We start from the raw sequence: 14437 nt of genomic DNA, 5'->3' as shown, positions 1-14437 counted from the left end.
GTGCGGACGGCCTACGCACCGCGCTTGAAGCGTATAGGCATCCAGAACTGCCGGAGGGCCTCGACGGTTGCTGGAATGTTGCGCCAGGCGTTTTGGATGATGGGCTGCGTTCCCAGCGTGCGCCGGGCCGGGGGTAGCAAGGGTCGACCGGCGTCGTCGATGCAATGGACCAAGATCGGCCGCAGCATAAGGTGTTCGGTTCCATTCGGGGGGAGAAGCCGCGACCAGACGAGAAGCCGAAGCTTCATGACGGCGTAGAAGCCCATGCACCAGGGCTGCGGGTCGACTTCGCCGTCCGGTGATCGCACGAACAGCGGCTCGAAGCTCTCCGGTCTCGTCGACAGCGTCTCGCTGATAGCGTTGTGGCGCATCAGCGTGGCGGCGATTGCCGAGAACTCCTCGGTGTCGTGATTGAAGGCGTCGGGATCTACGCCGAGGAGCGGGCACACCCATTCCTCGGACGCCATCGAGACCGGCCCGGCGACGACCGCGGCCACCGCGCCATCGAGCATGGAGAGCGACGTCGCCCGCGGATGCCGAAGCGTCGGCGACCTGGCGCGCTTGCTGATCCATTGCCCGAGCCGTTCGAACGACATGGCATAGTCCGCCATCGTCGTCTTGCGTGCTTTTCGCGTTCCCCGCCCTTGCTTCGGCTTCGTCATGCCACGGCCCGCTTTTCGGCTTCGCGTGCGGCCTTCCAGTTCCAGGCCAGAAGTTCGTGAAGCTGGTTGGTCTTCGTGGCGCCGCTCACCATGCGATCGAGAACGTCGACGAGATACGCCTCGGGGTCGAGGCCATTCAATTTCGCTGTGTTAAGAAGCGAAGCGAGTATCGCCCAGGTCTCGCCCCCGCCTTCGTCACCACTGAACAACGAGTTCTTTTTTCCGATCGCAATTGGCCTGATCGATCGTTCGACCGTGTTGGTGTCCGGCTCGAGCCGCCCGTCATCCAGGAACGTCGTCAGGCCCTGCCAGCGTTCGAGCATGTAGTCGATCGCCTTGATGAGCGTCGAGCGGCGGGAGATCCCGTCCTTCACCGCGATCAGACGGGCCCTCAACGCCTCCATCAGCGGCTTCGTCTCGGCCTGTCGCGTCGCGCGGCGTTCCCCAGCATCGAGACCGCGGATCCTCTCCTCGATCGCGTAGACGGCCGCAATGCGCTCGATGACCTCCGCGGCGAAGGGTGAGTTCGTCGTCTTGTGCACCCTCACGAAGTTGCGGCGCGCGTGAACGAGACAATACGCCAGCTGGATCTGGCCCGACATCATCGCATCGCCCGCCAGCGAGGCGTAGGCGGCATAGCCGTCGACTTGCAGCACGCCTTCGAAGCCGGCTAACTGCGCCACGATCTCCTTTTTGCCGCGACCACCTGCGAACACGTAGGCGACCGCCGGCGGCGCCGGCCCCTTCCACGCCCGATCGTCCGTCGCGTGCGCCCAGAACTGGCAGATCCTCGTGCGGCCGCGTCCCGGATCGAGCACTGGCATCGGCGTCTCGTCGCAGAACAGCCGCTCGAAGCCGTGCATAGTCTTCAGTTGCAGATCGTAGAGGCCCCTGACCAGCCACGCCGCGCTCCCCATCCAGCGCGCCAGCGTCTGACGGTCGACGACGACACCCTGACCCGCCAGGATCTGCGTCTGGCGATAGAGCGTCGATTGCCAGGCATATTTGGCCGCGGCGATATGCGCGATCAGCGCCGTCGTTGCCATGCCGCCCTCGACGAGCCGCGCCGGTGCCGGGGCCTGGACAATCGGGCCCTCACAGGAGCGGCAGGCGTATTTTGGACGGATCGTGCGGAGCACACGCAGCCACGCGGGAACCCGATCGAGCGCTTCGCTGCTCTCCTCGCCGATCCGATGCATCTGACCCGTGCAGCACGGGCACAGCGTGGACGCCGGCTCGATCACCCGCTCGACCCGAGGCAGATGCGCCGGCAGCGCGCCGATGTTGCGCTTCGCTTTGCGCCGCTCCGGCCGCGGCGCGTCCGGTTTGTCGTCATTGGCCGGGAGCTGTGAGCCGGCGGTCCGTTCCAGATCAAACGCGATCTGTTCGGCGCAGACGATCGCCGCGCGCTCCGATCGTGCGCCGAAGATCAGGCTCTTCAACGTGGCGATCTCTGCGCGCAGATCATCGTTCTCGCCTTCGAAAGCCAGCACCATCTCGGCAAGAGCCGCAGGGTCAGAGGGGAGATCTTCGGGGCGAAGCGCCATATCGCAGAGCTACACGAACGCACTCGCAATCGCCAGCAAAACAAGACGCTTCAGGCAACCTTCGTCGGCCGCTTCGTCACCTTCGGGACCACACGCGACCACTCCGCAAGACCTTCAATCAGCATCGCCAGTTGCGCCCCCGTCACCGGCATCGTACCCTCGCGAACAGGTGGCCAGGCAAAGCCCCCATTCTCCAGCCACTTCGTCGCTAGAACCATTCCCGAGCCGTCAAAAACCAGTAGCTTCAAACGATCCGATCGCTTCGATCGGAAGACATAAACGTCACCGCTGTAGGGCTTGCCGCCTAATCCCTCCGCTACCAGCGCGACAAGGCCATGAACGCCTTTACGAAAGTCAATCGGCTGCGTCGCGACGAACACACGGACCATTGGACCGAAAGAGATCATCGCGTCGATCTCACCGCCGCCAGCACGCGCTCCAGCGTCGCGGCGTCGACGCCGACGGGCACGCGCACCGTCGCGCCCGCGATCATCACCTCGATCCGCTCGGCCGGATCCGTCAGAACATGCGCCTTATCGATCGCGTTCGGCCGCGCCTCGACGGCGGCCTCGAGCCTGACTTGCACGAACTGCGGCGCTTCGCTCGACGCGAGCCGCGCCTGGCGCCGCCACACACTGAGCAGTCCCCGGTTCACCCCGTTGCGTCGAGCCACCTCGGAAATGCTCGTCTCCGGATCGGCACTCTCGGCCACGATCCGCGCCTTCTCCGCATCGCTCCAACTGCGCCGTCGCCTCTCCCCTGTGATCACCTCGATCCGCTGATAGGAGGCGGCATCATGCCCGTCTTGATGTCTGTCTTGATGCATGGAACGAGCGTCCCTCGCGTTGTCAAATCCACGCGCGAGTCTCGCTCATCCCGTCCACCTAAACGAGGTGGGGTCGTCGTACCGCTATCGAATGAACGCCATGAGCGACCGCCTCGGCGCAGGCGGCTTCCACCGCGGGCAATCCGTCTGTCAGCACCGCATTGAGGATATCGACCATCTGTCGATTGCCATCGTCGGCACCGGCGAGTTTGCGCCGTACACGCTCAATCGCTGCGGGCAGCACCCAGTCCTTGAAGGGAGCGCCATTACGCAAGGCACCGGGCTTGCGCACAAGCACGGGCACATAGTGCCAAGGGTCGTAGACCGTCTCGCCGCGACCGAATGATCGCGGATGTTCGGCAACGACCCGGCCGTCCTGGCGGATCACGATGCGGTCCGCATAAGCCTGGACCTCAATGGGCCGCCCGACCGCGCTTGCCGCAACCGAGTACTTGTTGTTGTCGAAGCGCACCAGGCAGGTCTTGGAGACCGAGGCCGGGACGGCATGGAAGCCATCGAACCGACCTGCATAAGGCACGAGATTGGGTCGCTCGGCCTCGAAGATCTCCCAGACAGTCCGGTCGGCGAACTCTGGATGCCGATGCGCCTTGGCGTAGGCGATACATTTATCGAGCAACCAGGCGTTCAGCTCGTCCAATGTCTTGAAGCGCAGTCGCGGGGTGAAAAAGCGTTCGCGGACCAACCCGACCTGGTTCTCGACCTGTCCCTTCTCCCAGCCCGACGCTGGCGTGCAGGCAACCGGATCGACCAGATAATGGCTACACATCTGCAGGAAGCGCTGATTGTAGAGGCGGCCTTTGCCGACAAAGATCGTCTCCACCGCCGTCTTCATGTTGTCGTAGATGCCGCGCCGGCAAGTCCCCTTGAACAGTGCGAACGCCCGGTCGTGGGCGTCAAACACCATCTCCTGCGTCTCGCGCGGATAGGCCCGAACAAACAGCATCCGACTGTGGCAAAGCCGGACATGCGCCGCCTTCACGACCACCGTGGTTCCGCTCAACAGGACGACTTCGTGGCTCCAATCAAACTGGTAGGCTTCGCCGGGCGCAAAGCTCAACGGCACATAAGCTGAGGTCGTCGAGGCGCCACGCTCTCGGCTCCACCGCCGCGCATAGCGACGAACCGCGTCGTAGCCGCCGGCATATCCGAGGCCGCGAAGCTCTTCGAACAAGCGAATCAGCGTCAGCCGTTCGCGCGTCGTCTTGCTCTCGTTCGCCGCCAGCAACCGGTCAAGCTCGGCACTCCACGGGCCCATCTTCGGAAGCGGCTGCGTCTCTCGCTCGTACCGGAACTCCGTCGCCTCCGAGCGGATGACCTTGCGGACCACCTTGCGCGATACGCCAAGCTCCCGGCAGATCGCCTTGATCGGCTGACCATGAACAAAATAAGCGCGACGGATCTTCGCAATCGTCTCCACCACCAGCATCCCAACCTCGGCTTCCATGACTTGATGGAAGCCACTGTGGACCCTTGTCCCGGGGTCCCGATTGGATGCCGATTACCCCGAATACGGGGTCCTTATTCCATGCCGAAACACAGTTCATTGCCGCTGGCGAGAACGCTCTGCTTGTTGGCAAGCCTGGCACCGGGAAGTCGCACATCGCCAAGGCGATTGCCTATCAGGCGATCCTGCAAAGCCACAAGGTCCAGTATCTTGAGACCGACGACTTCTTCCACCGCTACGCCCTGAACTCTCCGGCACAACGCGAGGTCCGGCTGCGAACCATCATCGACTGCGATCTCCTCGTGCTGGACGATCTATTCCTCGCACGCGCCATCCCCGACGACGCCGGCACTTTGCTGCAGACCCTGATCCATCAGCGTTACAAACTGCGCCGCAGCGTCATCGTCACCTCCAATCGCGTCGTGCAGGATTGGGGGGCATACCTTGGGGACAACACTATGAGCACGACGATCCTCGATCGCCTTATGCATCATTGCCATCTGCTTGAGTTCGACGGACGCAGCTATCGGCTCAAAGAAGCCGCTGAAGCTCTTGCCCGGGAAACAAACTCAAACTAACAGTCCCTTGTCCTGCCTCGCGGGTGGAGGAATTTGACTGACCACACCCGGAGGAATTTGAAGTGACCCGCGGGGGCGGAGCGACCCGTATCTCGTTGCCGACGGGCGGTACTGTAAGTTAGGGCAGTCCAGTGAACCCCCGTCTGCATTGGCGTCTCTACCAGCCCAGCCGCATCGAAAACATCCCTACATGGTAACCTGAGTACTCAGTCATCGCTCTACCACCATGTAGATGCGGAGTCGCTCACCAAATCTTCTCCTTGCGCAGCGCGATTAAAAGGCTCCGCCTAAAGGGCCGCTATGGGCAAGCCGCTACGGATTTCGGTGCAAAGCAATCATCGCTCTTTGCTTGGGACCGCATCACACCGGTGACCACTCAATAGATTTCGCTTTGCAGAACATTTCGAGCAACGCATTCTTGTCCACCGCAAAATCAAAGGTTTTCATCGCAACGTTCTCAGCGCCATAAAAGCCATTTACTTGCACAGGCTGATCGTCCCCCTTCCCTTCCTGCGTTGTCATCTCGCGAAAGGGTCGCATAATAACGCCCCTTCGATCCCGTTTGACGACTTCGATTGCTTCCTCCAAGCGGTGGCGATCAGTCCATCTGAAATCAAGGCCGGTTTCTCTGTAAGAAAGACCAAGTTCATCGTGAACATGGACGATCTCGCCGGGCGGGGGATAGAATCCCGAGGTGCCATGCGCTGCTCGCCGAGGCTGAACCCCAGGCGAGGACGGACGCCAACCTGCTGCCTCCGCGATCCTAATGTAAGGTGATTTTACCGGGACCCGTCCGACATTCTGAAGCGTCAGCGCGAGGTTGAGACCAAACATCAAATCGCTGGTACTGATGCTGAGCTCCAATTTAAGCATCAGATCGAGTTGTCCTTCCCTTGTCGCAAACATGAGGTCACGAACCTCACCATGTTCCATTACCCGCGTCCTGTCAGACCCGCGCCGAAAATACTGATGGTGAACATTACTGTAATGGGGCCGATCAGATGATTCAGGTACGTCGATTACGATGAATCCTTCATCCTTGCTGCCAGTTTCCTCAATGAAGAAGACATCGATGCCCGTGTGTTGAGGAGAAAGCATTTCAGGAATCGCCGCCCGAACTAAGTTGGTCGTCCGCTGCAATTGTTTGACCGAATGCTTCGCTATCGCGACGTCAATATTGTCCGTGCGCTGCGTCCTGATCCCAACAACGAGAACGCCGCCTTCAGCATTCGCCATTCCTGTTACGGCTTCGGCTAACAGCTTTCGGTCGTCTTTCGTCAACTTACCGCCATCGTGAGGCAGCGTCTTGAATTCGAGGTGAAGCGTTTCTTCCTCTCGATCAGTCACGATCTGATCAAAGTACTCAGCGCCTCCTGATCTGATGTTGTCGCTGCGGCGTTTCGTTCCCGGACTCGAACCTTGCAGGTCAATCATTCCGCAGCTCTCGCGCAGTTCGGATAAGCTCAAAGAGCTTTGGTCGCTGCCACATCTGGCAAGAATTCATCAGCGACTTCCGCGCCAGCTGCACGGATGCGCGAATTCTCCTCATGGCTGAACAATCCGCCGGGCGCTGAAATTCGCATGTAATGACTGCGGCCGTGCGCACCTGCTTTGTGGTCCGTCACGAGCTTTATGACGTCCTCGGCTGTGTTAACGTACCGTGCTGGTATCTCTCCACCGGGAAGACCGGTATCCTTACGCACAAACCAAATAGATATCGTCATCAATCAATTCCCTTCGCTCAGGTCTTTGAATACGACTACGGCTGGCGCAATGTATGGTTTAGTATAGCTGCTTTCAAGAAGCGCCATTTGTCGATTTCAGCAGCGCAGCACGCAGCGCTAGTTGAACAACCGGTGATGTCATGGCCGGTCATGATGACGACAACGCATGCGAGCATTGTCCGGGTCCGGCGTTATGTTTTTCCTGCCTCCCGAGTTTCTCCTGAACGCTTCGGTCCGAATTCTTTCCACAAGCCGAGAATGAGGATTGAATGAACGATTAGATTACCGAGATGCCAATCAAATTGACCTGCATCCAATAGGCCGTGTGCGATCTCGTTTCGGCGATTAATCCCACGTGGATCGGCATATAGGGCCTGAAAATGAAACGTCGTATCGGGTCCAAGAGCTTCGGCGACCTTGTCATTGTACAGGATTTCGCCCATCCCAATAGCAACGCTTGTTCCGGGTATCGTCGGGTGGGCCTTTGTGATCGGCACGCCGATGCTGTCGGCGACTTTCCTCAGACCGCGCTCGATCTGCGGAATGAGAACATGCGCAGCTTTGACTTGATCGCCTCGCTCCCATGCGGCAACGCCCTCCAGCAGCAGGCTCATATCATCAAACAGCCCATGGCGATTGGCCCATCCGACAAAATGCTCAGGTGCAACATCGTGTTTTTCGCGCAGGCGCAAGATGGCTTGAACCAACCAGGGCGCGAGGAGTTGAAACGCGAGCTTAGCCTCAAGAAAGACCCGGCCGAAAGCATCGTCCTCGACAGAACCGATTTTGGCGGTTACACGGTTGTCGGCCATGACCATCTGCGTTATGTGCGCCATGATCGGGGCCTCCTTCAGCGTCTTCTCAACCTGCTGATCGAGATCGGCCCGCTTCAGCAAGAACTCTCGCGTAAGGCGCACAAGGCTCGCGACCAAATTGTCAACGATCACAAGATCCAAGAACCTTTCCATATCGTCCTTGGTTATCTCGATCTTGTGTTCGAACGATTGAAGGTTTTCACCAGCCGCGCCGATCTTCTGCTGCATCGAGATGCGGGTTCTGTCGCGTTCATCCTTGAGCCCCGCGCGGCTATATGCGTCGGTCGCGGTCTGCAGGAGTGCCGCAGCCAACATGGGATCAGCATTGCTCGCAAAATGTTCGAACGCGGCCCCGATCGCCTGGTGAAGGCGCTTGATGTCGTCGAATTTTTTGAGACGTCGATAGTATGGGATTAAACGTTCGGCCGCATCTTTGGTGTCGTGCGGATTAAACTTTGCCGGGTCGCCGGTAGTGGAGCCTTTCGTAACAACGCTCTCCAAGTCGGCTACAAGTTCGGCTCGCTCTTCGTCGGTGACACCAGCTTTCTTGTCTTCGAGCAAACGATCGACAGCAAACCACCACATTCCCGCGCCGTTTTTCATCAACCCACGATGAAGCTCCATGAACGTCACACGGGCGCGATTGGTACGTTCCGTATCCCCAATGAGCACCGCGAGATCGAGGGCGCGGATCGCAAACAATACATGTTCGTGATCTTCCGCCATGCGCGGGATTGCATCAAGGTAGGCATCGACAGCGATGCGCGCATCTTCAGGATCGCGCTTACGCTTGCCGATCAGCCCGCTCATTTCCCACGCGAGATCAGCATAACGGGACTTCAGAAACGGGTGCTTTAACGATCTCGCGCGCGCAGCCCAGTGGTCTACGGTCTCAGGAACAGTTCCGGCGATGTCGGGAAAATAAAATTTCTTACCTTGACCGTCGATGCCTGAGCCCATCGGGCCGAAGTAACTATTCCAGGGATTCTCGTGCCGTCCGGTCGCTAGGCCGAACGCCAGCACCTCTGCCCAAGCACCGGCATTCTCATTCTCGCTTGGTTTGATCAAGGCGTTCCGAGCCGCCGTGAGTTCGCCTCCGATTTTAAACTCGTCAAACGGCTCCTGTTTCTTGTCATAGAGTTGAACGATTGCTTCAAGGGGCGATGGCACCGTCAGCGTGATAGTCCCGACCGGGGTCGACACAGTCGACACGCGACCTTTGCCTCCTTTTCGGATTGCGCGTTTGTCCAGCGGGCTACTCCCCAACAGCGCGGCGATCTCGGGCCCGGGTACCGTCGATCGGGTGGCGAGCGCGCCAGCGAGACGTATGACTTTGTCTCGGTGACGATCAAGTAGTTCATGTGCCATGTCATAGCCTATCTCGCGAAGCCCTCCCGCAACTCGCTCGGTGCGTCCGTCCATCAGCACATTGATTTTCGCCATGTCCGCCAACTCGGACAAATCGTTAGTGGGAGCTTTGAGCAGGTCTTGAGCTATGCCGCCCGCCGCGCACAGGGCTATTCGGTCTATCAGAGACATAGACCTCTTTTCCTCGATCTCGGCAGCGCCAGCGCTGGGATCACCATTGATCCCGATTGCAACCCTGCCAACATTTAGCCCGAGCGCCCAGGCGACGACTGCATGGCCTGCCTCGTGGATCGCAGCCCCCCGACGTTCCTCTTCAGGCGTCACATCAGCTCCTGTCACCTATCTACACGTTGCAGTGGTATTTGGTGGCGGGTCAACCATTTGCCAAGGTGCCATTGCCATAAAGCCGCTGGGCCAGAACTCCTGTTCGTGGCTGCACCCCATCCGGTCAGGCGCGGGGTCGCAGGGACCATACTGGGATGGTGAGGGATCGCCTGCAGTCGCGCCACATACCCACTCAACTTGATGTTTCGTGCATTCGGTAGCCGGGGCCGAACCGAGCCGTTCGCGGAAAAGCGAATCGTTCGCTTATTGGAGCCGGCTAATAGTACTGTGACTCACATTGTACGACCGTGCTATGTCCGTAAGCACTTCGCCAGCCTCCCGCCGGGCGATCGCTTCTTTTCGCTGATGGGTGGTCAGCTTCGGCTTCCGACCAAGGATTACCCCCCTCGCCTTTGCACGTTCGCGCCCCTCGCCCGTCCGGGTCCGGATTAGTTCGCGCTCGAACTCGGCGAGACCGCCCAAAACGGTCAGCATCAATCGGCCATGCGCCGTTGTGGTGTCAGCCCAAGTATCTCTGAGGGATTTGAACCCTGCTCCCTTTTCCGCTATCGTCCCTAGCAAGTTGAGGAGATCTCGTGTGGACCTCGCCAATCGATCGAGCCTGGTGACGACCAACACGTCTCCCTTTGCGAGAAGCCCCATCAGACGCAGGAGCTGCTTGCGGTCCGACCGAGCGCCGCTGATCTTCTCCTGAAATATCTTCTCGCATTTTGCTGCTCTCAGCTCGGCCAATTGAGCGGCTAAGGACTGTCCATCGGTGCTTACCCGGGCGTATCCGTAAAGCGCCATATCGCTCTCCATTCGCACATATAATATGCACAGCATAAAGCCCCGTTTTATAGGGGTCAACGATTCTGTGCATAAATCATGATTTATGCACTGAGCCTAGAGTCCGCTGATGCTGCGACCGAACAGCCACGACAGATATTGTCTGGGACTCCTTGAGTAGCCCGCGCCGCCGCGGTGGGCTGCAGTGCGAATGCAGCGGGGAGCTATTACTGATCTCTGTTATTGATACGTTGACCCAATCGACGCCAGCCAAAAAAGCGGCCACATCTGTTCCGACATCGCCCTGGTGGTTTAACGTGCGGCATGTCTAATCGCTCTAATCGCTTGGCCAGGTCGAACTGAGACTTGACCAGTTTTAGCTATCAGCACGGCCCGCGGCAGGTAGCGGCTGTTCGGCAACCAACGAATACCGCTCCACACAAACATGGGTCCAGCCCAGCAGGACATGAGTGCGTTGAGCTTGACCTACCGGACGAGCTGGTACTTTGAGACAATCCGGCTAGCGCGGTTATAAGGGCAGTATCGCGCGCGGCCGCAGTATATCGTGCCTGCAGCTTTCTTCCTAAAGTTTGCAATCGGCTCGCTCGGTCGCTCTCATCCATTTTTCCGTATGCCGTGAAAAGCGCCTCCCGATTGGATGAGCTTGATCTCAGAATTTCATAAGCGTCCGCCTCCGAGAGCCCCAGGTCCCTGGTCAAAATGCTTCCCGCTCCACCGAGCGCGCCTCGCTCCGTCTGGTCCGCAATATTGAGGATGACGTTAAATGCAGCTTGGTCTACAGATACCAACTGACTCTGAGCCGCGGCAAACCGGAACGGCGTGCTGCTAGCGGGGTGACTATCCGCGAAAGCAGACATCTGAGGATTATTGCGGATCGACTCAACGTCGCCGGACAATCTACGGATGGTTTCGGCGATCAGACGATTACCGTCCCCTTTTTTCGCAGCCTCCGCAGCCTTGTACGCTGACTCTAGTTTTCGAGCAGCCGGAAATGCGCGCCATGTGTCTTCTGGCGCTGTCGGCGTATACCCTAAGTCACGAAGTGTTCGAGAAATACGATCGTCCCCTGGAAGAGCGTAATCAGCAATTTTATCGAGGACGGCTGAAGCAGAGGCATCATCGAACGCGTTAACCGTAGCAACGCCTTCTAGGAAGAAGGCGCACAAAGTCACGAAGCAGAAAAGTAATAGTCGCGAGAGAAAGGGAAGTAGAGTACTATTGGAGGTTTTTTGAACTGGTGCCGGGACCATGGTCTGCTCCATCAGAAGTGGATAAATCGCTTAAGCGTCTTAGTTCATTTAAAATTTCCATTCGGCGGGTCTTGCCCACAAGCGAGAGCGTTGCAGTCGGTAGTATCAACAGCAAAGCCGCCATGGCGCGGATGCTTTGCAATTCAAATTGGCGAAAAGCACTATCCCAGAATTGGAACGAGTTGCCTTCAAGTGAAAGAAGACCTGGGCGAACAGGCGGACGATTGGGATCAGCAACGGCTCTCAAACTGTCGGCCTCCTGCACGATTCGCAGCGACTCACCATTATTTGTGAGCGCATCTGCAACATCTTCAATAAAGTTGCGATCAATCAAATGACGCGGCGCTGGAAGGGCGTTGGTATAGATTTTTAGGTCCTTCGGATTTACTGGAGATTCTCGCTGTTTAGTTAAGGACCTTAGAAAGGGCGCCAAGTCGGAGTACTCTTTGCCATAAGATACGGCGACAAGGCGTCCGGATAAACGAAAGGCTTCTGCATGATCAGCCCGAAGCAAAACGTAATGTCGATGTTTTGCCCCTTTTAGCTTGTCGTCGATCCAGCTATGGAGCAGGCCAAGATTCGGATCGTGGAGACCATCGCCACAGCCGATAAAAACGAAGCTGTTCAGGATGGCGGCCGCCTTCTGGACAGACTGAGCTAATTCGTCGCCAAGAAGCTGATCGTAGGACCTCACGCCCAGTATTACCGACGCGGGCTCCCTCCAATAACCATGTAGGTGAAGCACGTCTTCACTCGTTCGAGCAATAACGTCAATTGCGCCATTGACGTCCCGCCATGTTACCGCCCGCGCCTTAAATTGACGCTCAAGCAGGTCATCATAGTTCGTAGTCATTACAATCGGGCGCCATTCATCCCGCAATTGTTTGATTGAGCGCAATATCTCCGGATTAGCGACCGCAAGATCTCCGAATGAACGCTCCAGCCAACCGAACCACTCACCACCGGCCACTCCACCGAGTCGGCGTGTTACCTCTTCAGCTATAGCTAGCCAACCCTCCGAAGTACTGGCTCTTAGTAACTGCAGCATCGCCGTTCGCCACTCCGCCGTTGCAGTCCTTCCTGACAGGGCGTGGCATAAGTCTATTCCGCTTTCGATCAAACCCCTCCAAGATGCGGTCTGTGCGTTTGCAGTTGCTTGAGCTGAAACACCTGCGCCAATAACAAGGATTGCGCGCCGCTGCGCGAGCGTTTCGATTAGTGCATCTTTCAAGTAGTCGGTGCCGTTCATCGTTTGTAACATTCGCCTAACTCAGAAGTCTTGGGGCCCTTTATCAGAGTATTTTTTGACTGACGCCACGAAGAAATTTATTCGGCGTTTCGCTCAATAGTCGCCATGCTACCATAGCTCAACCTATTGTATAGTGAGCTTTTGCGAAAGAGCAGTTACCCGAGTGGTGGAAGCCTTGATCCTTTCTTGGGCCCTACAATGTTTGTTCGCCTTGGCGTCATGAGGTGCTAAACCGCAACGGCCCGCCCATGTCACACCAAAGTGCGGTTTCGGCGAGCCGCGCCCGGTATGCGAGCGATAAGTCCGAAAGGATGCCTCTGGAGCAGTATGGTGTTTCATAGAAACCTCACCTCCTGCAGCCGTTCTTACCGCTATCGTCTCGCGAGCCGACTGCTAGAATGTGACCTCAAAAAACAAATCGTCCTCAATGACGCTTGCTTGCTTCTTGGCCATTGGCTGGTCGACGCGGAGGACCACGTCCTTCGCGCGCTCGTTGAGCGCGGCGACGAGCTCGTCGAGCGGCATTTTTCCCCAGCGTTTCTTGACCGCCATCTCATGGTCGACCGGAATCATCGCGACCCGGAGTCGCTGCATTTCTTCGAGGCCCAGCGTCTTGAGCGTGGCATTGTGGCTGCCATGGTGACCTACTTTGTAGAAGATCGCATTCTTGAGCAGGTCTGGCCCGGTGACGGTCTTGCCGTCCACTGTCCACAAACAGTCCTTCCAGGACAGCCAGTTGCCCACTTGCGCATCGGCCGCGAACAACAAGACGTCACCGCCGGGCAGTTCGATAGCAATCACGAGACTAGTGTTGTTGGTCAGGCTGTCGAGCTGTAACGCTAGATCTGAAGCACCGCCCAGCCAATCGCTATCGATGCGGCGCCATGCATCGGGCGCAGCGTCGCCCGGCTGCCAGTAACGCTCCCTGAAGAAATGGAGTTCAGGGGCCGATTGCGCGTAAGCGAAGGGAATCTCGTATTGCTGATCGAACGGACGGTCGGTGTCAGCATTGCTCAACGCGGTACCCGCGCCGTCCATGAATAGCGGAAAACTGTCGAGCGCCAGACCATAAGTTTCCTTTTGGCTCGCCGACGGGTTGATCTTGCGCAGCATCTTCTCGTCATGGGGCGGACCAAGCACGTAGAACCGTGCATTGGTCCCCGCGGGCTGGACTGGCGGATCGGTCGGAAGGCAATAGCGCGGCTTGGCCGTCTTCGCCCGAACATTGCTGAGCGCGTCTGCGGTCGTTGGTCCCTTGGCTAGACCGAAGAACTCCAGAATACCGCTGAGCTCAGCGACGCCGTCCGGATCCCCTGCCATCTGCATTTGGCTCAGCCCCATGCGCAGGGCGGTAAGCGCCAGGCCCTTCTCCTTTTTTAATTTCTTGGTCAGCTCGTCATCAGGGTTCTCAGTCCAGGCCAACCAAACTTGGCCGACCTTTAGTTTGTCAAAGGATTGCTTGGCCTGAACGAATCCCGAGAGATGGTCCCAATGCTCGTGGGTCGCGATCAATAGATCGACCCCGCCACCGGTGACTTCGACGATATTGTCCATGACTTGATTCATGATCGTGCTAGGATCGGGCGTACCCAGAACGACACCGCAGTCGATCATCACGTAGAACGGACGCTTGCTTCCGTCGGTGCGCGGCAGCGCAATTAGGAAACAATCGCCCAGGCCCTGGCGATACATTCTGACCTTGGCCCGGTAGCCTGAAGCCGGCGTCACTGCTCTAGCTGCTGCGACAAGTGCCGCGGGCGCTCCGCGCCGCGGCCGCTTCGATTTCCGGGCCACCTTCTTCTTTGCCGTGCGCGCCAAT

At 58.2% G+C, this 14437-nt stretch carries 9 protein-coding genes and 2 pseudogenes; 1 reads left to right on the top strand and 10 read right to left on the bottom strand.

Going from position 1 to position 14437, the window contains the following annotated elements; translation table 11 throughout:
- Window positions 1-11 precede the first annotated feature (11 nt).
- From ACFLEY_RS02305 to istA, 5 genes and pseudogenes are all read right to left on the bottom strand, one after another.
- A complete protein-coding gene (locus tag ACFLEY_RS02305; protein WP_018273740.1) occupies window positions 12-611 on the bottom strand; it encodes a UPF0149 family protein in 600 nt (199 codons plus the stop codon).
- Between the two features lie 47 nt (window positions 612-658).
- The gene (gene tnpC / locus ACFLEY_RS02300) at window positions 659-2209 is read right to left on the bottom strand and encodes an IS66 family transposase (RefSeq protein WP_035681142.1); all 1551 of its coding nucleotides are present in this window, start codon (window positions 2207-2209) and stop codon (window positions 659-661) included.
- 50 nt (window positions 2210-2259) lie between these two features.
- Window positions 2260-2616 carry an IS66 family insertion sequence element accessory protein TnpB gene (gene tnpB, locus ACFLEY_RS02295; protein ID WP_018273742.1) on the bottom strand — a complete coding sequence of 119 codons (357 nt, stop codon included), beginning with the start codon at window positions 2614-2616 and terminating at the stop codon, window positions 2260-2262.
- Window positions 2613-2921 carry a transposase gene (locus tag ACFLEY_RS02290; RefSeq protein ID WP_396604505.1) on the bottom strand — a complete coding sequence of 103 codons (309 nt, stop codon included), beginning with the start codon at window positions 2919-2921 and terminating at the stop codon, window positions 2613-2615. Before ACFLEY_RS02290 ends, tnpB begins: the two co-directional genes overlap by 4 nt.
- Before the next feature lie 193 nt (window positions 2922-3114).
- Window positions 3115-4482: pseudogene (gene istA / locus ACFLEY_RS02285) on the bottom strand (IS21 family transposase); the annotation flags it as partial.
- A gap of 113 nt (window positions 4483-4595) precedes the next feature.
- Between istA and istB the strand changes: the two are divergent.
- Window positions 4596-5078: pseudogene (gene istB / locus ACFLEY_RS02280) on the top strand (IS21-like element IS1631 family helper ATPase IstB); the annotation flags it as partial.
- A 360-nt stretch (window positions 5079-5438) separates the two neighbouring features.
- Here istB and ACFLEY_RS02275 read toward each other — a convergent pair.
- The 5 genes from ACFLEY_RS02275 to ACFLEY_RS02255 all read right to left on the bottom strand — a co-directional run bounded on the left by ACFLEY_RS02275 (window position 5439) and on the right by ACFLEY_RS02255 (window position 14436).
- On the bottom strand, window positions 5439-6512 hold the full coding sequence (locus ACFLEY_RS02275) for a helix-turn-helix domain-containing protein (protein ID WP_396604504.1): 1074 nt from the start codon (window positions 6510-6512) through the stop codon (window positions 5439-5441).
- A gap of 481 nt (window positions 6513-6993) precedes the next feature.
- Window positions 6994-9309 carry a DUF4209 domain-containing protein gene (locus ACFLEY_RS02270; RefSeq protein WP_396604503.1) on the bottom strand — a complete coding sequence of 772 codons (2316 nt, stop codon included), beginning with the start codon at window positions 9307-9309 and terminating at the stop codon, window positions 6994-6996.
- Window positions 9310-9573: 264 nt separating this feature from the next.
- Window positions 9574-10119: a recombinase family protein gene (locus ACFLEY_RS02265; RefSeq protein WP_396604502.1), complete on the bottom strand. Its 546-nt coding sequence runs from the start codon at window positions 10117-10119 to the stop codon at window positions 9574-9576.
- Between the two features lie 1215 nt (window positions 10120-11334).
- On the bottom strand, window positions 11335-12618 hold the full coding sequence (locus ACFLEY_RS02260) for an SIR2 family NAD-dependent protein deacylase (RefSeq protein WP_396604501.1): 1284 nt from the start codon (window positions 12616-12618) through the stop codon (window positions 11335-11337).
- Window positions 12619-13011: 393 nt separating this feature from the next.
- Entirely contained in the window at window positions 13012-14436 is a 1425-nt protein-coding gene (locus tag ACFLEY_RS02255) for a hypothetical protein (protein ID WP_396604500.1), read from the bottom strand.
- Window position 14437: the final 1 nt, after the last annotated feature.

Source organism: Bradyrhizobium sp. YCK136, assembly GCF_044570075.1.
In the GTDB taxonomy this organism is placed as follows: Bacteria; Pseudomonadota; Alphaproteobacteria; order Rhizobiales; family Xanthobacteraceae; genus Bradyrhizobium; species Bradyrhizobium diazoefficiens.
Note: the sequence above shows the minus strand (reverse complement) of the source record. Positions and strands in the feature narration are given on the sequence as shown.